The 23,500-nt window shown below is 67.0% G+C and carries 22 protein-coding genes and 2 tRNA genes; 4 read left to right on the top strand and 20 right to left on the bottom strand.

All coding sequences use genetic code 11. The features are described from left to right. Positions 1-13 precede the first annotated feature (13 nt). The 6 genes from sufU to LTA6_RS03015 all read right to left on the bottom strand — a co-directional run bounded on the left by sufU (position 14) and on the right by LTA6_RS03015 (position 6,645). Entirely contained in the window at positions 14-451 is a 438-nt protein-coding gene (gene sufU / locus LTA6_RS02990; protein WP_341975968.1) for a Fe-S cluster assembly sulfur transfer protein SufU, read from the bottom strand. After that, the gene (locus LTA6_RS02995; protein ID WP_407358604.1) at positions 448-1,755 is read right to left on the bottom strand and encodes a cysteine desulfurase; all 1,308 of its coding nucleotides are present in this window, start codon (positions 1,753-1,755) and stop codon (positions 448-450) included. Before LTA6_RS02995 ends, sufU begins: the two co-directional genes overlap by 4 nt. Before the next feature lie 208 nt (positions 1,756-1,963). Further along, a complete protein-coding gene (locus LTA6_RS03000; RefSeq protein WP_407358605.1) occupies positions 1,964-3,418 on the bottom strand; it encodes a glycoside hydrolase family 32 protein in 1,455 nt (484 codons plus the stop codon). A 60-nt stretch (positions 3,419-3,478) separates the two neighbouring features. Further along, on the bottom strand, positions 3,479-4,312 hold the full coding sequence (locus LTA6_RS03005; protein ID WP_363550987.1) for a carbohydrate ABC transporter permease: 834 nt from the start codon (positions 4,310-4,312) through the stop codon (positions 3,479-3,481). A 9-nt stretch (positions 4,313-4,321) separates the two neighbouring features. Continuing rightward, a complete protein-coding gene (locus tag LTA6_RS03010; RefSeq protein ID WP_341975972.1) occupies positions 4,322-5,263 on the bottom strand; it encodes a sugar ABC transporter permease in 942 nt (313 codons plus the stop codon). Further along, the gene (locus LTA6_RS03015; RefSeq protein ID WP_341975973.1) at positions 5,263-6,645 is read right to left on the bottom strand and encodes a sugar ABC transporter substrate-binding protein; all 1,383 of its coding nucleotides are present in this window, start codon (positions 6,643-6,645) and stop codon (positions 5,263-5,265) included. Before LTA6_RS03015 ends, LTA6_RS03010 begins: the two co-directional genes overlap by 1 nt. A gap of 150 nt (positions 6,646-6,795) precedes the next feature. On the opposite strand from LTA6_RS03015, the gene LTA6_RS03020 reads away from it, so the two are divergent. Then, the gene (locus LTA6_RS03020) at positions 6,796-7,821 is read left to right on the top strand and encodes a LacI family DNA-binding transcriptional regulator (RefSeq protein ID WP_341975974.1); all 1,026 of its coding nucleotides are present in this window, start codon (positions 6,796-6,798) and stop codon (positions 7,819-7,821) included. A gap of 66 nt (positions 7,822-7,887) precedes the next feature. Here LTA6_RS03020 and LTA6_RS03025 read toward each other — a convergent pair whose 3' ends face one another. The 5 genes from LTA6_RS03025 to LTA6_RS03045 all read right to left on the bottom strand — a co-directional run bounded on the left by LTA6_RS03025 (position 7,888) and on the right by LTA6_RS03045 (position 13,263). Further along, the gene (locus LTA6_RS03025) at positions 7,888-8,022 is read right to left on the bottom strand and encodes a methionine/alanine import family NSS transporter small subunit (RefSeq protein WP_102194762.1); all 135 of its coding nucleotides are present in this window, start codon (positions 8,020-8,022) and stop codon (positions 7,888-7,890) included. Next, on the bottom strand, positions 8,019-9,641 hold the full coding sequence (locus LTA6_RS03030; RefSeq protein ID WP_341975976.1) for a sodium-dependent transporter: 1,623 nt from the start codon (positions 9,639-9,641) through the stop codon (positions 8,019-8,021). Before LTA6_RS03030 ends, LTA6_RS03025 begins: the two co-directional genes overlap by 4 nt. 160 nt (positions 9,642-9,801) lie before the next feature. Then, a complete protein-coding gene (locus LTA6_RS03035; RefSeq protein ID WP_407358606.1) occupies positions 9,802-12,063 on the bottom strand; it encodes a heavy metal translocating P-type ATPase in 2,262 nt (753 codons plus the stop codon). A gap of 37 nt (positions 12,064-12,100) precedes the next feature. Then, positions 12,101-13,054, bottom strand: a complete 954-nt coding sequence (locus LTA6_RS03040) for a heavy-metal-associated domain-containing protein (protein ID WP_341975978.1) — start codon at positions 13,052-13,054, stop codon at positions 12,101-12,103. Beyond that, positions 13,054-13,263, bottom strand: coding sequence for a heavy-metal-associated domain-containing protein (locus tag LTA6_RS03045; protein ID WP_341975979.1), 210 nt, complete (start codon positions 13,261-13,263; stop codon positions 13,054-13,056). The genes LTA6_RS03040 and LTA6_RS03045 overlap by 1 nt, the downstream gene beginning before the upstream one ends. Positions 13,264-13,473: 210 nt before the next feature. Between LTA6_RS03045 and LTA6_RS03050 the strand changes: the two genes are divergently transcribed. Genes LTA6_RS03050 through LTA6_RS03060 form a run of 3 tightly spaced genes read left to right on the top strand, consistent with a single transcriptional unit; the run spans position 13,474 to position 15,456 of the window. Further along, positions 13,474-14,142 carry a hypothetical protein gene (locus tag LTA6_RS03050; protein WP_341975980.1) on the top strand — a complete coding sequence of 223 codons (669 nt, stop codon included), beginning with the start codon at positions 13,474-13,476 and terminating at the stop codon, positions 14,140-14,142. A 31-nt stretch (positions 14,143-14,173) separates the two neighbouring features. Next, on the top strand, positions 14,174-14,353 hold the full coding sequence (locus LTA6_RS03055) for a hypothetical protein (RefSeq protein WP_341975981.1): 180 nt from the start codon (positions 14,174-14,176) through the stop codon (positions 14,351-14,353). A 17-nt stretch (positions 14,354-14,370) separates the two neighbouring features. Next, on the top strand, positions 14,371-15,456 hold the full coding sequence (locus tag LTA6_RS03060; protein ID WP_341975982.1) for a GNAT family N-acetyltransferase: 1,086 nt from the start codon (positions 14,371-14,373) through the stop codon (positions 15,454-15,456). Positions 15,457-15,542: 86 nt separating this feature from the next. On the opposite strand, the gene LTA6_RS03065 is transcribed toward LTA6_RS03060, so the two are convergent. From LTA6_RS03065 to LTA6_RS03105, 9 genes are all read right to left on the bottom strand, one after another. Further along, positions 15,543-16,997, bottom strand: a complete 1,455-nt coding sequence (locus LTA6_RS03065) for a cellulase family glycosylhydrolase (protein ID WP_341975983.1) — start codon at positions 16,995-16,997, stop codon at positions 15,543-15,545. Positions 16,998-17,283: 286 nt separating this feature from the next. Further along, positions 17,284-18,135, bottom strand: a complete 852-nt coding sequence (locus LTA6_RS03070) for a sugar nucleotide-binding protein (protein WP_407358607.1) — start codon at positions 18,133-18,135, stop codon at positions 17,284-17,286. A 153-nt stretch (positions 18,136-18,288) separates the two neighbouring features. Then, positions 18,289-18,377, bottom strand: a tRNA-Ser gene (locus tag LTA6_RS03075). 89 nt (positions 18,378-18,466) lie between these two features. After that, a complete protein-coding gene (locus LTA6_RS03080; protein ID WP_407358608.1) occupies positions 18,467-19,702 on the bottom strand; it encodes an LCP family protein in 1,236 nt (411 codons plus the stop codon). Positions 19,703-19,761: 59 nt separating this feature from the next. Continuing rightward, positions 19,762-19,846, bottom strand: a tRNA-Ser gene (locus tag LTA6_RS03085). Between the two features lie 86 nt (positions 19,847-19,932). Then, complete coding sequence (locus tag LTA6_RS03090) at positions 19,933-20,937, bottom strand: LacI family DNA-binding transcriptional regulator (protein WP_341978256.1); 1,005 nt, start codon at positions 20,935-20,937, stop codon at positions 19,933-19,935. 46 nt (positions 20,938-20,983) lie between these two features. Further along, positions 20,984-21,604, bottom strand: coding sequence for a hypothetical protein (locus LTA6_RS03095; protein WP_341976059.1), 621 nt, complete (start codon positions 21,602-21,604; stop codon positions 20,984-20,986). Continuing rightward, a complete protein-coding gene (locus tag LTA6_RS03100; RefSeq protein ID WP_341976060.1) occupies positions 21,604-22,515 on the bottom strand; it encodes a carbohydrate ABC transporter permease in 912 nt (303 codons plus the stop codon). The genes LTA6_RS03095 and LTA6_RS03100 overlap by 1 nt, the downstream gene beginning before the upstream one ends. After that, positions 22,512-23,495, bottom strand: coding sequence for a carbohydrate ABC transporter permease (locus LTA6_RS03105; RefSeq protein WP_407358609.1), 984 nt, complete (start codon positions 23,493-23,495; stop codon positions 22,512-22,514). Before LTA6_RS03105 ends, LTA6_RS03100 begins: the two co-directional genes overlap by 4 nt. Positions 23,496-23,500: the final 5 nt, after the last annotated feature.

Genomic DNA, 23,500 nt, shown 5'->3' on the forward strand with positions numbered 1-23,500 from the left:
CCGCCGCGACCCGTCAAGCCAGCTTGTGCAGTGCGTCCTCTGCAGCGACCCAGGCCAGCATCGCGCACTTGACGCGCGCGACGTATTTCGATACCCCGCCGAGGGCCGCCGCATCGCCGAGCAGCTCCTCGTCGGGTTCGATCTTCCCGCGTGAGCGCATCGCCTCGCGGAACGCGGCGATCCGGACCTCCACCTCGTCGACGGTGAGCCCTTCGACGAGTTCGGCGAACAGCGAAGCGGATGCCTGCGAGATCGCGCATCCGTGGCCTTCCCACGCGACCGCTTCGATCGTGCCGTCGGCGGCGCGGTGCAACTGAAGGGTGACCTCGTCGCCACAGGTGGGATTCACCTGATGCGACTGCGCCGCGACCTCATCACGCAGCCCGAAACCGTGCGGGGTCCGAGAATGGTCGAGGATGAGCTCCTGGTACAGGTTCTGCAGGTCGCTCATGCGCCCCTCCGGAAGAAGTCGATCGCCGCGGCGACGCCCTCGATGACGGCATCCACCTCGGCCTCAGTCGTGTAGAGGTAGGTGCTCGCCCTCGTGGACGAGGTGACGCCGAGCCGCCGATGCAGCGGCTGGGCGCAGTGATGCCCGACGCGCACGGCGATGCCGCGATCATCGAGGAACTGACCGACGTCGTGGGAGTGGATGCCGGCGACGTCGAAGCTCGCGAGTCCCACCCGCGGCAGGTCGATGCCCGCGCCGAGCACGCGGACACCGTCGATCGCGCTCAGCCCGTCGACGAGCTGCCTGCCGAACGCCGCCTCGTGCGCAGCGATCCGCGGCATCCCGACCGCCGTCAGATAGTCGACGGCCGCGGTGAGCGCGATGGCCTGCGAAACCCGCTGCGTGCCCGCTTCGAAGCGCTGCGGCGGCGGCAGGTACTCGGCGGTCGTCGTCGTGACCGTGGTGATCATCGAGCCCCCGGTGAGGAAGGGCGGCATCGCCTCGAGGAGTTCGCGCCGCCCGTACAGGGCGCCGATCCCGGTGGGTCCGAGCATCTTGTGGCCGGAGAGCACAGCGAAGTCGACGTCGAGCTCTTTCACGTCGAGCGGGAGGTGCGGGGCCGATTGGCAGGCGTCGAGGAGCACGAGCGCGCCGACCTCGCGCGCACGGGCGACGATCTGCGGGACCGGGTTGATCACGCCGAGCACGTTGGAGACGTGCGTGACGGCGACGATCCTGGTGCGCTCGTTGATGATGGTAGCCGCGTCGTCGAGCCGCAGCGCACCGTCGTCGTCGACCGGGATGACCCGCAGCGTCGCGCCGGTGCGGGCGGCGAGCTCCTGCCACGGAATCAGGTTCGCGTGGTGCTCCATCTCGGTGGTGACGATCTCGTCGCCCTCGCGCAGCCGGAGCCGGTCTGCCTCGGCACCGCCGCGTCCGATGGAGGCGTTGGAGAGCGAGTAGGCGACGAGGTTGATCGCCTCGGTGGCGTTGGATGTCCAGACGATCTCGTCATCATCGGCGCCGACGAAACGGGCGAGGGTGCTGCGGGCATCTTCGAACAGCTCCGTCGCCTCGGCGGCGAGCGTGTGGGCGCCGCGGTGCACAGCCGAGTTCATCGTGGACGCGAACTCGCGCTCGGCATCCAGCACGGCGAAAGGACGCTGCGACGTGGCCCCAGAATCGAGGTAGGCGAGCGGATGCCCGTTCACCTGCGTCTGCAGGATCGGGAAGTCCTCGCGGATGCGACGCACCTCCGCCTCGCTCAGCGGGGCAGCCAGGTCGACAACAGGGGAAGTGCTCATCCTTCAAGTTTCCCACCTGCCGCTGGGTGCGGGCCCGGTCGGAGTCGCGTCGGGGGCGAGATTGCGCGCGTGCGAGGTCGAAAACGCACCGGAAACGCACCGTCGCCTCGGTGAGAGGTCAGAAACGCATCGCAAACGCGCGTTGAAGGAGCGTTTCTGACCGCTCGCCGCCCGCGACCGCCAGCCCGCAGCGCGGCCACGCCGCTTCTCACCCCGACGCGATGACCCCGGCGACGGCGATCCGCTCGACGTGCACGGCTCCCCCGCGTCCCTCGATGGCGAGAACCGTTCCCGCCTGCGGGGCGATCAGATCGGTGAGCACGCGGGTGCCTCCGTCGGCGAAGATCTCGATCGACGCGCGGTCCAGCCAGATGACGAGCTCCACCAGGCGTCCGCCCGGGACAGGCATCACCTCGACGCTCGGAAAGCTCTCGGGCAGTCCATCGGCGCCGGGGCGTCGATCGAGAGTGACCCGCCGGTCGCCGCGATCGTAGGCGAGGACGACACCGCCATCGCCGGAAGGGTCGCATCGCAGATGGAGGGCGAACCCCGCCGCATCTCGGGTATCCACGCGCACGGTCATCCGCCCGGCTTCCGGCAGCCGCTCCATCAGCGTGACCCGCTCGTCGACGGATACCGCCTCGACCGCGCTCTCCCTCTCGAGGGGAGCGGACACGGGCTGCTGCCGCAGCCGGATCCGTCCCGCTCGACTGACGAGCGACAGCCGGCGCGGGAGCGTCATCATCGCGTGCCGAAGCAGTCCATCACCGGCGGGCAGTTCCCGCGCGTAGTCCCAATTCGACATCCACGCGATCAGCGTCCGTTCCTCGCGATCCAGACCGTCGAAAGTGACCCCGGCGTAGCAGTCGCGGCCGAAGTCCAGCCAGTCCGCCGGCTCATCCGTCGCCTCGGCATCCGCCGTGAAGGTCACGCCGTCGAAACTCCCGATGACGTACTGGGTGCCCGATCCGCCCGCGACGCCGCCGGGGCTGAGGCTGATGATCAGCACCCAGCGCATCTCTGACGGGTCGCCGTCGACCGCGAGCGGGAACAGGTCCGGGCATTCCCAAACGCCGTCGACGGCCCGATCCGGGCCGAAGCTCGACAGGAACGTCCAGCGTGTGAGGTCATCGGAGCGATACAGCAGCACCTGCCGGTCGACCGCCTCGACGGTGACCATCACCCAATAGCTGCCGGCCGGCCCGTCGTAGCGGAACACCTTCGGGTCGCGGAACTCCCCGGTGCCGCGATCGAGCACCGGGTTGCCCGCGTACTTCGTCCAGGTGAGTCCGTCGTCGATGCTGTAGGCGAGCGCCTGCGCCTGCCGACTCGGGTTCCTCGATGCCTGGGTGTACAACGCGACCAGCGCCGGCGTGTCGGCCGAGCCGAGACCCGACGTGTTGCCGTGATCGATGACGACGGATCCGGAGAAGATCTCCCCGGCCTCATCGTCGCGAATGGCCACAGGATGGTGTTCCCAGCTGACCAGGTCGGTGCTGGATGCGTGCCCCCAGCTGATGTGATCATGCATCGTGCCATCGGGGTTGCACTGGTAGTAGAGGTGGTACTTGCCCCGGTAGAACACCAGCCCGTTCGGGTCGTTCATCCAGTTCCGCTCCGGGGTGAAATGCAAGAGGGGTCGGGGCGTATGGGCGTCGGTCACTACGGCATCCTTCAGATGATCGGGTCGGGTCGAGGGTCGGAGGCGAGTCAGGGCCGCGGGCTACTTGCCGGCACCCGCGGTGAGGCCTTCGCGCAGCGGCTTCTGCCCGAAGATGAACACGAGCAGCGCCGGGATCATCGAGATGATCACACCGGCGAGCACTGTGGCCACGCTTCCGGTGCCGAGGTTGCCCTGCAGTGTCACGAGGCCGAGCGGCAGGGTGAAGTTCTGCTCGCTGATCGTCATGATCAACGGCCTGAAGAACTCATTCCAGTGGTAGTTGAACGCGAGGATGCCGACGATGGCCAGCCCCGGTGCGGCGAGCGGCAGGTAGACGCCGAAGAACACGCGCCAGGGTCCGGCACCATCGATCTCGGCCGCCTCGGCGAGCTCGGGCGGCAGGCTCAGGAAGTACTGTCGCATCAGGAACGTGCCGAACGCCGTCGGCAGTGCCGGAACGATCAGCGCGAGCAGGGTGTCGGCGAGCCCCATGCCCCTGACGAGCATGAACACCGGCACGATCGTGACCTGCATCGGCACCATCATCGTGGCGAGGATCAGCATGAACAGGATCTTCTTACTGCGGAACTCGAACCGCGCGAAGACGTAGCCGGCCATCGCCGCGCTGAGCATCTGCCCGACCACGATCAGCAGCGTCACCAGGGCGCTGTTCCAGGTGTACAACCAGACCGGGATGCGCGCGAAGACGTCGGCGAACGCGCCGCCGCCGAACTCGATGGCGCCGGTGTCGATGTTCTGCGGCGACATCGCCGTGATGAGCGTCCACACGACCGGAGCCAGGGTGAGGAACGCGGCGACGATGAGCAGCGTGTACTTGCCGAGCGAACCCAGTCCGCGCAGCGGAGAGGTCCTCTGGACCGCTTCGATAGTCATGTCAGTTCCTCACCCGTAGAAGACGAAACGCTTGCTGAGCTGGAACTGCACGGCGGTCACCAGCATGATCAGAATGGTCAGCACGATGCCGATCGCCGAGGCGAGGCCGAACTCGAGCTGCTGGAAGGCGGATTCGTAGATGACCATCACCGCGGTGCGGGTCTCATCTCCTGGTCCGCCTCGGGTGAGGACGTAGGGCTGGTCGAAGATCTGCAGGGCGCCGATGATCGCCATCACGCTCGCGACGAGCATCGTCGGGCTGATCAGGGGGATCGTGATCTGGCGGAACTGCCGCCATCCGGTCGCGCCGTCGATCGAGGACGCCTCGTAGACCTCCTTCGGGATGGCGGCGACGCCGCCGATGAAGAGCAGGAACGTGAACCCGAAGTTCTGCCACACGTACACCAGCAGCACGACGACCTTCGCTCCGAAGCCCGTGGTGAGCCAGCCGATCTTGGCGACGCCGAACCAGCCGAGCACCTGATTCACCAGTCCGAACTCCTGATTGAACAGGTAGGCCATCACCAGGGAGACGGATGCCGCGGACAGGATCAGCGGGAAGAAGAGCGCCGAACGGAAGAACGTGCGCAGCCAGTTCGGCATCTTCGATTGGACCAGAACCGCCAGCCCCAGCGCGACGGCGAGCTGCAGGGTCACCGCCACGATCACGAACCCGATCGTGTTCAGGAACGACACCCGCACGGTGGGATTCGCGGCGAGCTGGACGAAGTTGTCGACGCCGACGAATTCCGGAGCCGTGATGATGTCCCAGCGGAAGAACGCCAGAACGATCGACCCGATGATCGGGATGAACGTGAAGATGCCGAGCCCGATCACGGTCGGCGCCAGGAACACCCAGATGAGGAGGCGGTTGCCGCGCTTCTTCTCCGGAGCGGGCTTCGCACCCTTGGGCACGACAGTGGCGCGGGTGGAGAGCGTCGTGGTGGACATCATCGTCCCTTCAATGCGAGTTCGAGGTCACGCTGCATCGTCTCCAGTCCGCGGCGGACGCCGCCCTGACCGTTGGTGATGGTCGTGACGACGTTCTTGATCAGCGCGGACTCGACGGCTGCCTGCTGCGGAGGTGCGGGCATCGGCCCGCTCTCGGGGAACTTGTCCAAGGTGTCGTAGAACACCTGCCAGTGCTTCGGCCCCATGCCTGCGCCGTACAGCTCGTCGTTGATCGAACGGCGAGGGATCGAGGAATCCGGGCGCGGGTGGGCGATGCGGAGACCCTCGTCGGAGATGCAGTACTTCAGCCACTCCCAGGCTTCGTCCTTGCGAGGCGAGGTCTCCATGATGGCGTAGCCGCCGGCCCCGAACTGGTGCCGCTGGCTGCGCATCTTCGGGAAGAAGCTCACGTCGTATTCGTCGTTGGCGACACCGGCATCGTTCAGTCCCTGTACCCAGAACCCGCCAGCGGGGGTCATCCCGACCTTGCCGGTGGAGAACAGTGAGACGAGCTCGTTGCCGCCGCCCTGCGCCGGGTTGGCCGCGAGGCCTTCACTGACCATCTGCTGCAGGACTTCGAAGCTCTCGATCGTGCGCTCGTTGAGGGCGTCGGCGTTCTCCCACAGCGGTCCACCGCCGCGCGGCTTCTCGTTCGGATAGAACCTGTTCCAGAGCCAGTCCCCGCCGGGGGCCTTCTCCTCGGTGAGGAAGCTGGTGTCGTTCACGTACAGCCACGGCACCACTCCGCCCCAGAGGCGGTTGTTCCAGAAATAGGGCAGGAAGTTGCCGTCGGCCGACTTCTTCATCGCGCGGGACACCTGGAAGAAGTCGTCGACCGTCCAGTCGTCACGCGGGCGCTCCAGCCCCGCCCGTTCCAGCGCACCCGTGTTGTAGAACACATTCGGGGCGTTGAAGTTGTCGGGCAGCTGGAAGAGATTGCCCTTGTACATGAACGCCTCGACGAGTGCGGGATTCACGTCGTCGAAGTATTCCTTCAGCTCGTCGCCGTCGCGCTGCACGTATTCGTCGATCGGGTGCGCCATCCGTGAGGCGAACAGCTGAGTGCCCTCGGTGGCCACCGTGACGACATCCGGCGGCGTTCCCGCGGCGACCATGGTGAGGATCTTGGCGAAGTAGTTGCTCCAGTCCTGCCCCTGGATCGCGACGATGCGCACGGCGATTCCCGGATGCTTCCGCTGAAACCCTTCGACGAGCGCCTGCCGCGCTGCGGCATCCTGCGCGGTGCCGAAGAGCGCCACGGTCAGAGCGTCATCGCCTCTGCCGGGGATGTCCCCACCGGTGAGGCGAGGCCATGAGACGGCGGTGCCGATGGCACCGAGTCCGAGCAGGGCGATCATCGCCCTGCGACTGAGTTCAACCACGTTGTCGTTCCCCGCTCGTGAGTTTCGGTCTGAGCCGTCGACGACGACGAACTCAGGTGCTGAATTGATTCAGCAAGAGGAAAGTAGCACCCGATCCCACCCGATGGCAAGAGTTATGCTGAAATGGTTCAGCACTTGTCGGGGAGGCAGATGATGGAGAAGCCGGTCACGCGACGCGTCACACTCGCCGACGTCGCCCGACAGTCCGGCATGTCCAAGGCGGCCGTGAGCATGATCCTCAACGACAAGCCGGGCACCCGCCTTTCCGAGCAGGCGACCGAGCGCGTGCGCGCGGCAGCCGCAGAACTCGGCTATCGCCCCAATCCTGCCGCCCAGAGCCTACGGCTCGGAAAGACCAGGGCGATCGGATTCATCTCCGACCAGGTGACGATCACCCGTTATGCGTCCGGCATGATCAGCGGCGTCCTCGCCGCGGCCAAGGAGTACGGCCACACGGTACTGATCGCAGAAGCCGGCGAGGCCGGCCAATCCGGGATCGCCGACGCGTTCGAGTCGATGATCGACCGACGGGTCGACGGGGTACTGGTGGGTCTCCTGGGGGCGCGCCTGATCGATCTGCCCGAGACCACCGTGCCCGTGGTCGTCGTGAACGGAACGACCACGGCAGATCACCCCAGCATCCTCCCGGATGAGCACACGGCCGGGCTGACGGTGGTACGGCGGCTCACCAGCGCAGGCCACCGACGCATCGGGCTGATCGGCGATGTGCCCCATGCGTTCGGCAACCCCCGTGAGAGCGTGACGATCGATCTGCGCTTCGCCGGAATGGAAGAGGCGTTCGCCGAGGCCGGGGTCATCCCGGTGCGGGTGGCCGTGCCGGATTGGATCCCCCAGGTCGGTTACGCGGAGACGCATCGGATGCTGGATGCTCATCCCGACCTCACCGCGATCCTCGCGTGCAACGACAACGTCGCCTTCGGCGTCTATCAGGCTCTGGCCGAACGTGGAACCCGCGTGCCGCACGACATCTCCGTGATCTCCTACGACGACGAAGAACTCGCCGGCTATCAGCGCCCAGGGCTCACCACCGCCCGGCTGCCGTACGAGGAGATGGCACGACGCGGAGTACGGATGCTCCTGGGCGACAGCGAGCCGGCGCACGAGCTGGTGCCGATGCCGCTCATCGAGCGGGAATCGGTCGGCGCGCCGGCGTGAGCGCCGGCGGCCACCGGGGAGGCGATCACGCCGCCCTTTCGGTCGACGGTCTCAGAGCTCGACGGCCTAGAGCTCGACGGGCGGAGCGGGCTCGGACTCCGCGACCTCCGGGTGGCGTGCGAGGTTCACGATCGCGGCGATGAGGCCGCCCCAGACCGTGACCATGGCGATGATCATCATGACGATCGCTGTCGTGGTCATGCGCGTGCTCCCTTCTCGGACGGTGCCAGTGCATCGATCGTGCCGGTCTCCGGGTCGGCCTCATAGCTCTCGTCGACCAGGAACTCGTCGTACTCAGGGTCATCCTTGGCGTGCGAACGGCCGCTCCACGGGAGGACCGACAGCACGAGCGCGAGAATCACCAGCGAGATGACCATCCCCCAGCCGAAGATCGCGAGGAACCATGCCGGATAGTCGCCGTACGGGGCCGAGGTCTTCGCGATGATCTCGCTGACGAGCAGGTAGCCGAGCACGATCGGACCGAGGACGCCGACGCAGATCTTCCAGATGCGGCCGACGCCGAAACTCGAGCGGCGGTTGAGGTGCTCCTGCAGAGCCGGCAGCTTGTGCAGCATCCAGGCCACCACGATGACCGCGACGAGCGCCACGGCCATGATGCCGAAGGCGTTGACGAAGGCGTCGGCGGTGTCGAGCACCGACAGCGCGGTCGTCGTCGAGAACAGCGCCATCGAGACGATCGCGAGCGGGATCGACACCACCATCGTGGTCCGGATGCGCCCCCAGCCGAGCTTGTCCTGGAGGGCGGCGACGATCACCTCGAGGATCGAGATGAGCGAGGTGACCCCGGCGAACACCAGTGCTCCGAAGAACAGCACCCCGATGATCGAGCCGCCGGCGGCGTTGGAGACGATCGTCGGGAAGGCGATGAACGCGAGGCCGATCCCGGACGACGCGACACCCGCGACCTCCGTCCCCTGCGCCTGAGCCATGAATCCGAGGGCGGCGAAGACGCCGATGCCGGCGAGGATCTCGAAGCCCGAGTTGGCGAACGCGACGACGAGACCGGAGCCGGTGAGGTCGGTCTTGCGCTTCAGGTACGACGAGTACGTCACCATGATCCCGAAGGCGACCGACAGCGAGAAGAAGATGTGGCCGTACGCCGATGCCCACACGGCCGGGTCGGCGAGAGCCTCCCAGTTCGGCGTGAAGAAGGCGTTGAGGCCGTCCATCGCCCCGGGGAGGAACAGCGACTGCACGACGAGGATCGCGAACATCACCGTGAGCAACGGCATCAGGATCATGTTCGCCCTGCCGATGCCGCGCTTGACACCCAGCGCCATGATCCCGATGACGACCAGCCAAACGATGATCAGCGGCACCCCGACCTGCGGCACGAATTCAGTGGAGACGCCGACTGCGGCGACATCCGCCGACTTCAGGAAGTCGACGAAGAAGAAGTCGTTCTCGTTGCCCGGCCCCCAGGTGAGCTGCGCCGAGAACCAGGTGTACATCGCCGCCCACGCGATGATGACGGCGTAGTACACCGAGATGACCACGCAGATCAGCACCTGCCACCACCCCAGCGGCTCCGCAGCGCGGTGGATGCGCCGGAACGCGAGCGGCGCCGACCCGCGGAAGCGGTGGCCGATCGCGTAGTCGAAGAACAGCAACGGGATGCCGGCAGTCAGCAACGCGCACAGGTACGGGATGAGGAACGCGCCACCGCCGCCTTCGTAGGCGACGTACGGGAAGCGCCAGATGTTCCCGAGGCCGACCGCCGAGCCGATGGCCGAGAGGATGAACACGTTCCGGGAGCCGAAGGCCTCGCGCTTGGGTGCCTGCGTTGTTGCGTTCGCCATGACCGCGACCCTACCGGAGTGCGTGCCCGCCGTCCGCGAGGCGAGCGGGAGGGTCCGTCCGCGGTACACCCGTCGGCTCGAATTCACACCTGCAGGCCGAAAAACGCGGTTTCCGCCTGCAGGTGTGCTTTCGGACCGACAAAGTGTCCCGACGGACGGCTCACCTGTCCGCCGTGACGCTCCGGAACCCCCGCAGGCGCAGGCTGTTGCCGACGACGAACACGCTGGAGAACGCCATCGCAGCGCCGGCGAGCATCGGGTTGAGCATGCCGAGCGCGGCGATCGGGATCGCGGCCACGTTGTAGGCGAAGGCCCAGAACAGGTTGGTCTTGATCGTGGAGAGGGTGCGGCGCGACAGGCGGATCGCGTCGACCGCACTGCGCAAGTCGCCTCGGACGAGGGTGATGTCGGATGCCTCGATCGCGACGTCGGTGCCCGTGCCCATGGCCAGCCCGAGGTCGGCCTGCGCGAGGGCGGCAGCGTCGTTCACACCGTCGCCGATCATCGCCACGACCTTGCCCTCCTGCTGCAACCGGGTGATGACGTCGACCTTGTCCTGGGGCAGAACTTCGGCGTGCACCTGCTCGATCTCGACTTCGGCGGCGATCCGGCGGGCCACCGCCTCGTTGTCACCGGTGAGCAGAACCGGGGTGAGGCCGAGCTCCTTGAGCTGGGAGATCGCCTCGGCGCTGGTCGGCTTCACCGTGTCGGCGACCACCAGGATGCCGCGGGCCCTGCCGTCCCAGCCAATCGCGACGACCGTCTTGCCGTCGCCCTCGGCATCCGCTTTCGCACTCGCGACCTCGGGGCTCAGGTGCAGCGCCCAGTCGGCGAGCAGGGTGTCGCGGCCGACGACGACCGCCACACCGTCGACGACGCCCTGCACGCCCTTGCCCTCGATGTTCGCGAAGTCCTCGGGAACGGGCAGCGTGCCGACCTCCTGCGTCGCGCCCTTCGCGATGGCCTGTGCGATCGGGTGCTCGGATGCGTCCTCGAGCGCGCCGGCGAAACGGAGCAGCTCGGCACGATCAACACCGGACTCGGTGACGACGTCGACGAGGGTCATCCGTCCGCTGGTGACGGTGCCGGTCTTGTCGAGCACCACGGTGTCGACCCGGCGGGTCGATTCCAGAACTTCCGGGCCCTTGATCAGGATGCCCATCTGCGCGCCGCGGCCGGTGCCGACGAGCAGCGCCGTCGGCGTAGCCAGTCCCAGGGCGCAGGGGCAGGCGATCACGAGGACGGCTACGGCCGCCGTGAACGCCGCGGTGACGGGGAACCCGGCCCCCAGCCACGCCCCGAGGGCAGCCACGGCGATGGCGATGACGATCGGCACGAACACCCCGGAGACGCGATCGGCCAATCGTTGCACCTCGGCCTTGCCGGTCTGCGCCTCCTCGACGAGCCGGGCCATCTGCGCCAGCTGCGTGTCGGAGCCGACCCGGGTGGCCCGCACCACCAGACGACCGCCGGCGTTGACGGTGGCGCCGGTGACGGCATCCCCCTCGCCGACCTCGACGGGCACGGATTCGCCGGTGAGCATCGAGGCGTCGATCGCCGATGTGCCGGAGACGACGACCCCGTCGGTCGCGATCTTCTCCCCCGGTCGCACGATGAATTCGTCACCAGCAGCGAGCTCCGCGGTGGGGATCTTCACCTCGACGCCGCCGCGCAGCACCGAGACCTCCTTGGCACCCAGTTCGAGCAGAGCCCGAAGCGCCGCCCCCGCCTGCTTCTTCGACCGCTTCTCGAAGTAGCGGCCCGCGAGGATGAACATCGTCACCCCCGCGCCGACCTCGAGGTAGATGTTGGCTGCGCCGTCCGATGGAGCAATCGTGAACTCGAAGGGATGCGTCATCCCCGGCGTGCCTGCGGTGCCGAAGAAGAGCGCGTACAGCGACCAGAGGAACGCCGCGGATGTGCCCATCGAGATGAGCGTGTCCATCGTCGCCGTGCCGTGCCGGAGGTTCATCCAGGCGGCACGGTGGAACGGCCATGCCGCCCAGATGATGACGGGAGCGGCGAGCGCGAGCGATGCCCACTGCCAGTAGGTGAACTGCAGCGCGGGAATCATCGCCATCGCGATCACCGGCACGGTCAGCACGATCGAGCCGATCAGCCGGTGCCGCAGAGACGTCAGCTCGGGGTCCTCGGAGTCGCCGGCATCCCTACCCGCGGCGACCGCGGGCTTCGGGAGGTGCGCGGTGTAGCCGGTCTTCTCGACCTCCGCGATCAGCAGTGCGGGATCGTACCCCTCGGGGATGGTGACCTTCGCCTTCTCGGTCGCGTAGTTCACGCTCGCCTCGACGCCGTCGAGCTTGTTCAGCTTCTTCTCGATCCGCATCGCGCAGGAGGCGCAGGTCATGCCGCCGATCTCCAGTTCGATGCCCGGTCCTCGCACAGGCACTGCCGATGTGCTCATCGTCGTTCCCTCTCTTCTCGCACCTTGATCCGGAGGATCAGTGCGAATCGTCGTGCGTGTCGGGTTGTTCTCCGTGAGGCGCCTGTGTCGCTTCGACGACGAACTCCGCACTGTGCAGTATGCCGTCGACCTGGAAGTCGAGGTACAGCAGGTATCGTCCCGCGGTCGGCGCTTCGGCCATGAACCCGATCTCGGGCCCGGATGTCTCTCCTGCCTCGGGGTCGTCTCCCTCGGCGTGCACGTGCAGGTAGGCCAGGTCGCCCTCGCGGAGGGCGACGAGGTGCCCGAAAGCGCCGAGATACGGCTGCAGGGACGTCACCGGTTCGCCGTCGCGGGTCACCGTGATCGTGAGTTCGCCGGACGCTCCGGCCGCGAGGTCACCCTCGAGCGAGACCGTGTAGCCGTCGACGTCGTCGACTTTCGACAGCGCCGGCTGCGTCGGGGCGAAGGATCCGGCGACCTGCACAGTGCGCGTCAGGGTGAGCCCGACCGCCTCCTTGCCGCTCGGAGTGAAGTCCGCGTAGACGCGGTAGCTTCCAGCATCCGCCCACGTCCAGGGGAGCGACCAGATGCCGGTGCTCGTGTCGAGTTCCGGGTGCACGTGGCGGAACAGCATCCCGTCGGAACGCACCACGATCAGGTGGAGCTCCTTGTCGTGAGCGGTGGCGTACGACGTCACGGGTTCCCCCGCTTCGTCGAGGATGCGGAAGCTCAGCTCCCCGCTCTCTCCGACGGCGCCCGGCGCCTCGACGGGCGACAACGTGAACCCACCGGCGCTCAGGGACAGACCCTTCAGCGCGTCGGCCGTCGTGTGTTCCGACGCACCGTGCGCCGCGGTTCCTGCCTCTTCTGTGTGACCGTTCATCTCATCCTTCTTCACCCATGTCGCAGCGATGTCGCCGGGGACGACCGCGCCCGCGACGGCGAAGGCCGCACCGAATGCGACCACCAATCCTGCCCCGTAGAGCGCGAGTCGTCCGCCGGCGTTCATCAGACGCGCACTGCCGAATAGCCGGCCTCGCCGACCGCAGCCAGAACCTGGGCGTCGTCGAGGTCGTCCGCGCCGGTGACGACGAGCTGGCCCGTCTTCGCGCTCACCTGGATGCTCTCGACGCCGGAGATCTGCTCGACCTCTTCGCGCACCGACATCTCGCAGTGTCCGCACGTCATGCCGGTCACCTGGTACTCAGTCGTGGTCATGATGTTCCTCTCCGTCTGGGACGCTTTCGGTCCGATACTGAAGTCAACCCTATACCCCCTAGGGGTATTCCCGAGCGCGTCGGACCAAATGAATGTCGACGTTCCGCGTAATGATCCGACTCGAACTCCGTCTTCTGTACGAGGGGTCATGTCGCCCCTCGTCGCGCTCTGGGAATAGCGCATCCGCCACTGGGGAATTCGGGTAATCACATGGAAATGAACATTCAGCGTCCGGCAACGAAGCCGCACCACACGCAGGGCGAAGGAGTCTCGCGTCGGTCCGTCGCCAAGGGCCTCGCCTGGTCGGCACCGGCCATTGCGTTGGCGGTTGCAACACCGCTCGCAGCCGCTTCGACCAACGGGCCGGGCTGCGGCTGCCTCACCACCGGCTCGCTGGGCGCGTTCACCGCGCAGTCGCTCACCGTGCTCAACCTCGGCACCGTGACAGGCAGCATCGTCTTCAACCTCAACAGCGGTGGTTGCGATGTCGGCTTCTTCAAGCCCGGATACACGGTCATCGGAGTAGGCGGGAGCATCTCCTTCAGCGATGGCACCAGTCACAACTACACCGTCGGCGGAACGACCGGTGTCGGCACGATCGGACAGATCAGCGCCTTCACCTCCACCTTCTCGGTGCTGGGCAACGTGAACATGCCCAACGACATCTTCCCGCCCTACGGCCCGAAGATCCCGACCAGACTCTGCATGACCTTCACGGCGATCTTCATCCCGCTCCTCCCGATCCCGCAGGTCGAGTGCACGTACAGCCTCTGCTTCGACATCACTAACCCGTCGAGCCTCGGCGCTGTGGTTGCCGGCACGGGAACCGTGAACTGGACCGACCTCACGCCGAGCAACCCCGTGCTCACGGCTTTGTAAACCGACGGGGATGCATACTCATGGAACTGTCATGAGCGCCCGCCCGGCCTCCTTGGCCTCGCAGGTCCGCAGGCGTCGTCGGCGCCGACGCATGGAGCGCTACTACCGCTCGATCAGCCCGGCGATGGAGCGCATGAAGACGATCGGCACCACCGTCCTGGTCGTCGGCGGCGTCGGCTTCCTCGTCTGGGTGTTCGCCTTCTATCGGTGAGGACTCAGCTTCTGTCGGTGAGCGCACGGCGACTGAGCGCCGCGGCGTGCGGCGGCGTCTGGCCCGCCCGCACGCCGCGGCTCGAGATCAGGCCTTGCACCGCGGAGGACATCGACACGATGTGGGGGTGGCGCCGGCTTCCGGAGGTGAGCCAGTGGCTGAGCGCGGCTCCGGATACGCTCGGCGCCTTTCGCGCGTACTTTCGGGCGCCCGACCGGCTCGCGTCGACGTTCATCATCGATCTGCACGCTGAGCGCGAGGATGAGCCCCGCACACCGATCGGTGACGTCACGGTGCGCTGCATCGACGGCGGGGCCGACGAAGAGGTGGCCGGCGATGCGCGGGGCGTCGAAGCGGAGCTCGGCTGGGCACTCGACCCCGCCCACGAAGGAAACGGATATGCCACCGAGGCGGTCCGCGCGGTGATCGACACCTGCTTCGGGTCACTTGGTATGAGACGAGTCCACGCCGGATGCTTCGCCGACGACGAGCGTTCATGGCGCCTGATGGAACACCTCGGGATGCGACGTGAGGGGGTCAGTCGCAAGAGCACCCTCCATCACTCAGGCACCTGGCTCGACTGGATGAGCTACGGCCTCCTCGCCGAGGAGTGGCCCGTGATCGAGCTGGTGCGGGGATCGATTCCGGCTGACGTCGAGAGATGCGTCAGCCTGTGGACCGAGGTCGCCTCCGCTCGCGAAGGATCCGCCGAGATGCGCGGAACGGACGACCGGCTCAGGGAGCTCTTCGACGGACCGGTCGCGCGGTTCACCGCGGCGGGAGAGCCGCTGGCCGGGTTCGTGCTCGTGGTTCCCAAAGCAGGAGACGACGGCACGCTCGTCCTCGAGAGACTGGCGGTGCGGCCGACGGCCGCGGGCCGGGGAATCGATCGCGCGCTTCTCACCGACGTGATCTCGTGGTCGGAATCGAACGAGTTCGAGGCGATCGAACTGGCTGTGGGCGCCGGTGACGGAACGACCCCCCTGTACGAGGCAGCTGGCTTCCGCCCAGTCGTGGGGCCGATCCCTCGCGCCCTCAGCGACGATGCGCTGGCCACCTTCCGCCTCCCCCTCCCGGCGAGCGCGCGTAAACATGGGGATTAACTTCCGAGGCCGCCGTTCAAGACCGACGGCCCGGAGCATCACGCCCCGGGCCGTCGTCCTCACCGGTCAGTGACCGGACCTGTTCGTCAGAGCGCTCCGGCTCGGACGTGGTTGATCACCCAGGCGCCGACCGGCTTGAGGGTGGAACCGGTCCACGGGCCGTTCGTGTCGCAGGTGCCGACCTTGAACGCGGCGCCGCTGAGCGGGTCATCCGAGAAGTTCCACTTCACCCAGCTGATGTCCTTCTCCTCCATGAGGTCGAGGTACCGCTCGGCCATGGGGAGATCGAGCGCTCCGCCGCCGGTGTACTCCTCGGCGCCCCACTCCGTCACGAAGGTGGGCAGCACGTCAGAGGTGTTGTCGAGTGCCGTGAGGTACTCGTCGCGGTGCGAGGTCGCGTAGAAGTGGAACACGTACATGATGTTCGTCGCGTTCACCGGGTTGGCGATGATCGGCGCAGGTCCGTGGTCACCGGACACCCCGAAGGATGACCAGTCGGGCGTGCCGACGAGGATCACGGCGTCAGGGTCGATCGCGCGGATCACCGGGATGATCTTCTCGGCGTAGCTCTTGATCGTGCTCCACTGCACGCCGCTCGGCTCGTTGGCGATCTCGTAGAGAACGGTGCCCTTGCTGCCGTGGCGCGTGGCGATCGCCTTGAAGAACTTCTTGGCGTTCTCGAGGTTGACGTTGGGGTCACCCTTCTCGAGGATGTGCCAGTCGGCGATCGAGTACATGCCGCGGTCGTGGGTCTCCTGGATCAGATCACCCGCGAGGTTCGTGAAGTGCGTCGGGTTGCTGACGTAGCCGTCGTCTTCCACATACGTGGACAGGCGCACCACATCGGCGCTCCAGTCGTCGGCCAGGGCGTCGAACGCGGAGTCGGTCATGCAGTCGCTGTGCCACTGCAGCCCGTGCGTGCTCATGCCGCGCAGCTGCACGGGGACGCCGTCTTCGCTGCAGAGCTTGAGGCCGCAGACCTCCAGAGTGCCAGCCTTCTCGACCGGGGTTCCCGTGGTGGGACCGCCCGAACCATCGCCGGGAGTGCCGTAGACCTTGAGCTCCCACAGGGAGTAGCCCCACGCCGTGCCGCGGACGGTGTTGTAGATGCGCAGGTAGCGCCCCGTTCCCGAGCCGGTCCAGCTGTCGGTGCCGCCGTTGCCTGCGGTCTCGGTCTTGAGAGTCGTCCAGGTGCTGCCGTCTGCCGACATCTGGATCTTGTAGCCCTTGGCGTAGGCCGCCTCCCAGTTGAGGTCGACCTTCGACACGGTGGCTCCGGCTCCGAGGTCGACGCTGATCCACTGCGCAGCCGAGCCCTCTTCGCTCGCCCAGCGCGTCGTGGAGCTGCCGTCGACGGCCTTGCCTGCGCCGAACGTCGAGTCCTCGATCGAGGATGCCGTGGCCGGGCGCCCCTGAGAGATCAGGGTGTCGGCAAGTGTGCCGACAGGGTCTGCGGCAGCCGCCGTGGGCATGATCATCGCTGCGGTCACGAGCACCGCGGCCAGCCCGGCGAGGCTGCTCCTCATCATGGCTTTCTTCATCGGTCATCCTTTCGTGGGATCACATCGTCGTATCCCCGTGGCGGTATGGCGCTGCATCCCGTTAGGAAATGTTGTTTATGAATGCCTTGCGGTTGAGAGTGTAGCCGTCACCGAGCGTCACGACCAGCCCCCTGCACCGACCGTCCGATGAGCGTCGCGACCGACGGGAGGGGGCCGCCGGCGTGACGGATGCTGTCGGGTGGCGCGCCCGCGAGTGAGGACGACAGCGGAACACGCCTCGACGCCCGCACGAAGTCGGGCCGCGCTTACAACCGAAATCGCGTGGTCACGCGGACTCTCCGAGCATCTGCGCGTAACCCTCCCGGAACGACGGGAAACGCAGCGACCCGAGGAAGTCCACCAGCAGCTGTCCGTCCAGCACGGTCCCGCCGCCGACCTCCGGTACGACTCGCGGTGGAGGCTCCACGCCCAGGCGATCCGCGATGAAGGTCACCACTTCACCCAGCAGGACCGGCTCTCGATCGACCGCATGGATGAGTGCCGGCGGGGTCTCCGCCCAGAGCATCGCGTGGAGCAGCCCGACGAGATCGTCCTCGTGGATGCGGTTCGTCCGTCGTGAGTAGTCGACGGGCGCATGCTCTCGGACACGACGGATCAGCGAGTCCCGCCCTGGCCCGTAGATTCCTGCCGGCCTGACGGTGACGGCGCAGAGCAGCTCAGCAGCCAGGACCTCTCCCTCCAGAAGCGACCGCGCGCGTGCCCCGGCCGGGGCCGCCGCATCCGACTCGGTGAGAGGAGCGGCACCCGCACACCCCTCGAGCACCCGTGTCGATGAGACGAACACGACGCGCGAAGGGAGTGACGGCAGGGCGTCCGCAAGGTTGGTCAGCGCGGCCGAATAGATGTCCGCCTCAGCTCGCGCCTCGGCATCCGGCGGCAGAGTGATCACAACCGAATCGCACGCAGGGAGAGCACGCCTCCGGGCAACGCGAAGGTCGTCGGTGATCACCGAGAACCCGGCAGGAAGCTCCGCGCTTGAGCGGCGCATCGCGAACACCTCGACGCCGTCAGCGATGAGCCGCTCGCCAAGCTTGATCCCCAGCTTTCCGCAGCCCACGAGCAGGGTCCTCCCGGGGAACCTTCGTCCCCGGCCCCACTCCTGCGGCGGCGTGTTCATATGCGCTCCATGGTTGCGGCGCCGGCGTGAGCTCGCGGGCGGGCGTTCACGCTCACCGGAGATGCGCCCGAACAGGATGCGGCGCTCGATTCCTCGACCCGGGACTCCGACGAGCGGGCGACTGTTCCGATGCTCTGATCAGGATTTTTTCTGCGGAGACGAGGGGATTTGAACCCCTGGACCCCGTAAGAGGTCTCCACCTTAGCAGGGTGGTGCACTAGGCCGGACTATGCGACGTCTCCAGGCATCCGACCCGAAAGCACGGATGCACGTAGTAATCATAACTGCTCCCGCGGGCGGGCACGAACCGGCGCCCTTCCGCGGCTGGCCGCTACTCGCGGACGTTGCCGTTCGAGCAGGTCTGCTGGGCCGCGGAGTTGCCCTTGATGGAGTCCGGCAGCGCCACCACGGGCTGCGACGGATCCGGAGTCGTGGCCGGATCTGTCTCGCCAGGAGGCGGGTCCGTCACGACGACGCCGTCCCTGTCGGTGTTCACGTGGGTGATCTGCAACTGCGAATTGGCGTTGATCGCGTCCCACATGGCCGCCGCGGCTTCCTCGTCCGGGATGACCTTGTTGGGGTCGTCGTAGTCCGTGACGTTCGGGTACTGCAGGAAGACGATGTCCTGGAACGGCACATTCTTCACCGCGAGCGCGATCTGCACGATCTTCATCGGATCGGCGAGCGATTGACTCGGCTCGAGGTTCTTCACGCCGGTGGTCGCGAGCTTGAGCATCACCGGGATGTTGCCGAGCGTCTCGCCGCTGATCATCTTGCGCGCCAGGCTCGTCATGTACTGCTGCTGGTTGCCGATGCGACCGAGGTCGCTGCCGTCGCCGACGCCGTGGCGGGTGCGGAGGAACTGCAGCGCCTCGATCCCCTGGATCGTGTGGTTTCCGGCCGCCATGTCGAGGCCGGTGTGATCGTCCTGGATGGGGTTGGCGAGGCACACGTCGACGCCGCCGATCGCGTTCGTGATCTCGATCACGCCACCGAACGTGACGGATGCCGCGAACTGGATCTCCTGGCCCGTGAGCGCGGAGATCGTCTTCACGACGCAGTTGAGGCCACCGTCGGTGTACGCCGTGTTCAGGGGCTGCTTGCTCATCCCGGAGCGGACGTCGCCGTCGGCATCCACGCACTCCGGGATCGGGATCATCAGGTCGCGCGGGAAGCTGACGGCCGTGATGCGGCGGGGTTCCTCGGAGACGTGGATCAGCAGGTTCACATCGTTGAGGGTGCCTTCCGAATCCGGACCCGAGCAACGCTCGCCGAAGTACTGCTTGTACGCCTCTTCACAGGTATCGACGCCGGTGAGGAGCAGGTTGAATCCACCCTTGTACGCACCGATGTCCGGCGGGAGCTCCTCCTGGCCCTCGAGCTCGACGGCGTTCGCCGTGACCGTGCTGGCGAGGTCGTAGAACACATACGCCGCGACGCCGATGCCGCTGACCAGCACCACCGCCATCGCGATGCCGATGAGCTTGAGCAGCTGAGAGGCCGTGCTGGGCGTACGCAACTGACCATGCCGCGCGATGGTGCGACGGCGTCGGGTGTTCTCGCTCAATCGGGGACCTTTCGGCTCTGCATGCGGTGCGTTGGGGGCTTACACCGTGCTCAATTCTGCGGAGGGTAAGGGATTCGAACCCTTGAGACATCTCTGCCCACTGGTTTTCAAGACCAGCTCCATCGGCCGCTCGGACAACCCTCCCGATAGATGCATCTACCGACAAGGCGTGAGTCTAGCCGAGTTCCATTCTCTCGCGCCGACCTGGGCGGGTCCTGGATGTGCATGTCTCAGCCGCTCGACTCCCGTACGACGAGTTGCGGCTGGAAGCGGACGGAGCGGTCATGATCACGCGGCTCTTCGGATGTCTCCTTGAGGAGCAGGTCCACCGCGGTCCATCCCAGCATGCGCGCCGGCTGGCTCACCGAGGTGAGCGGGACGACCGTGGCGGCAGCGAAGTCGATGTCGTCGTAGCCGACCAGCGCGATGTCCTCCGGGACGCGGATGCCGCCACCGAGAGCGAAGGCTTGAAGCAGTCCGACCGCGAGCAGGTCGTTGGCGGCGAACACGGCGTCCGGGCGGTCCGCCGGCACGCGCGCGACGATGTCCTCCCCCGCTGCGCGTCCGTTCAGCACGGTCAGCCCTCCGCGCTCGATCACCTCGAGCGTCGCCCCACCGACAGCATCCACGGCTGCGCGCGCGCCCTGAAGACGATGTGCGACCTGCGGGATCGACGTCGGCCCGGCGAGGAAGGCGATCCGCCGGCGCCCGCGGTCGAGCAGGTGCGCGACCGCGAGGCGCCCACCCTCGACATCGTCGACCGCGACCGACGCGAACTCCTGATCCGGGTCCTCACGGTCGACGAAGACCACGGGCACACCGGCCTCCTTCAGCGCGCGCAGTGCGGTCAGGTCGTCGGAGACGGGTGTGACCAGCAGACCGTTCACCCGCTGCTCGCGGAACAGCTCGAGATGAGCGGCCTGTCGCGTCGGGTTCTCGTCGCTGTTGCCGAGGAGGACGGTGAGTCCGGCTTCGGCCGCTCTGTCCTCGGCTCCGCGTGCCACCTCGGCGAAGAACGGGTTGCCGACATCGGGGACGACGAGGCCGATGCTGCGACTGCGGCCGGCCCGGAGCTGCCTGGCCGCATCGTTGCGGACGAACCCGAGCTCGCGGATGACCCGAAGCACCCGTTCCGCCGTGGCGGGCGCGACCCGATCGGGCTGGTTCAGCACGTTCGAGACGGTGCCGACCGATACGCCGGCGGTTGCCGCGACATCCTTGACGCTCACCGACATGGTCACCTCTGCCCTTCTCGCATCGCCGTCCAGTGTGACACGCGACTCAGCGTTTCCGTTCGCCGACCGCCACCACCGCGAACACGAGGCAGCCGACGCCCGGAACGATCAAGGGGAGCAACTGCCAGGTGACGACCGCGGTGAGCACGATCGCCGCGGCGAGGTACGCCGATCCCATGGCATCCGCTCCGATCCTGGCGGGCACGGCGCGAACCGCGGCGAGCCATCCGCTCGTCGGCGACCAGCCGGCGGCGGCCGTCAGGGTGGCGAGTGCGACGAAGAGCAGACCGAACACGCCGACCACACCGACCACTGGCCCGCCGGGCAGCACTCCCCCGCTCGCGAGCAGTACATCCCAGACCAGCAACGCGGTCGCCGCGACCGCGACCGCCCCGACGCCCAGTCCACCGAGGAGCGCCCCCTGCACGTCCCGCAGGAAGAGCCCGACGCCGGATGCCTCCGCCCGCAGGTGACGACGCAGATGACGGATGCCGGCGGCGAGCGCGGCCGGCATCGTCACGATCGGCAACGAGCACGCGACCACCAGGATACCGACCCACATGACCTCCGCGAACAGGGCGTATCGGTTCACCGCGCCCGGCCAGCGCAGCACGCTGCCGTCGATCTCCGGCCTGCGGGTCCGCGCCCGCGGCATGCGCCGTGTCATCAGCCCTTCAACCCCTGCGTCGCGACGCCCTCGACGAGGAAGCGTTGGAAGATCATGAAGAACGCCAGCACGGGCAGCAGCGCCAGCACGGAGACCGCGATGGTCGCACCGAGATCCGAGGTGGAGGTCTGGTCGTTGAAGATCCGCAGCGCGAGCGGCACCGGCTGCTTGCTCGGTGAATTGAGGTACAGCAGCGGCCCGAGGAAGTCGTTCCAGCTCCAGATGAACGCGAAGATCGACGACGTGATCAGCGCGGGCTTGATGAGGGGCAACGTGATCGAGAAGAACACCCGCGGGTGACCTGCCCCGTCGATCCGCGCCGCCTCATCGAGCTCGCGCGGCAGACCGCGGATGAACTGCACCATGAGGAAGACGAAGAATGCCTCTGTGGCCAAGAACTTCCCGATCAGCAGCGGCACGAAGGTGTCGACCAGCCCCAGATTCCGGAACAGCATGTACTGCGGAATGATCAGCACGTGGAACGGCAGCAGCAGCGTTCCGATCATCACCGTGAAGAAGACCGCCCGACCCCGGAAGTCGATCCGGGCGAAGGCATACGCGGCCATCGACGAAGAGATGACGACGCCGATCACCGATCCGACCGCGAGCAGCAGCGAGTTCAGGAAGAACTGCCACAGCGGCACGCCGCCCACGCCGCCGAGCACCGTGAGGTAGTTGTCGAAGGTCGGGTTCTGCGGCAGCAGCCCCTGGTTGGCTCCGAACTCGGAGTGCGGCTTGAAGGACGCCGCGAACATCCAGATGAGCGGGTAGAGCACGATCGCGGCGAGGGCGATCGCGATGATCCCCCAGATGATGGCGATGGTCCGCGACCGCGTGCGAGACCGGCCGACCGGAGCCGCGCGGGCGATCCGGTTCTTGTCGACCGTGAGCAGGGTTCTCGTCTCGCTCATCGCGAGTCACCTCCGTAGTGCACCCAGCTTCTCGAGGTGCGGAACATCAGGAACGCGATGATTCCGACGACGATCAGGAGCACCCAGGCCATCGCCGAGGCGTAACCGAGTTGCCCGTCGCGGAACGCACGCGTGTACAGGTAGACCGTGTAGTAGTTCGTCGCGCCGGCAGGTCCCCCGGTACCGGAGCCGATGATGTACGCCGACGCGAAGATCTGGAAGGCATTGATCATCTCCAGCAACAGGTTGAAGAAGATGACGGGGGACAGCATGGGCAGGGTGACGTTGAAGAATTTGCGCCAGGGGCCTGCGCCGTCGACGGATGCCGCTTCGTACAGCTCGGCCGGCACCCCTTTGAGACCGGCCAGGAAGATGACCATGGGGGCCCCGAACTGCCAGACCGCGAGCAGGATCATCATCGGCAGCACGAGCGCCGGGATGCCGACCCATCCGCCCATCTCGATACCGAACAGGCTCAGCGTGCCGTCGACCGGACCATCCGTGGCGAACATCGCACGCCAGACGATCGCGATCGAGACGCTGGCGCCGATCAGCGACGGCGCATAGAAGGCCGACCGGAAGAAGCCGGAGCCGCGGGAGCGTGCGTTGAGCAGCATCGCGACGCCGAGCGCCGCGGCCAGTTTGATCGGTGTGCCGATGAGGACGTACCCGAGCGTGATCTGGACGGAGCCCCAGAACTTCTGGTCTCCCATCATCCGCTCGAAGTTCGCAAGTCCCGTCCATTGCGGCGAACTGAAGATGTCGTACGTCGTGAACGCCAGATACAGCGAGAACAACATCGGCCCGGCCGTGAGACCGATGAAGCCGAGCAGCCACGGCGAGAGGAAGACGTAACCGGCGACGGTATCCCGGCGGGAACCGCGCCGCCGGGATACCGCCCCTCGGCCATCGACCGAGGGGCGGTCACCGGAATCGGCGACGCGTGAAGCACTCGGCGCGATCGCCGATTCGGTGGACATCGCAG

Source organism: Microbacterium sp. LTA6 (assembly GCF_045690355.1).
Lineage (GTDB): Bacteria > Actinomycetota > Actinomycetes > Actinomycetales > Microbacteriaceae > Microbacterium.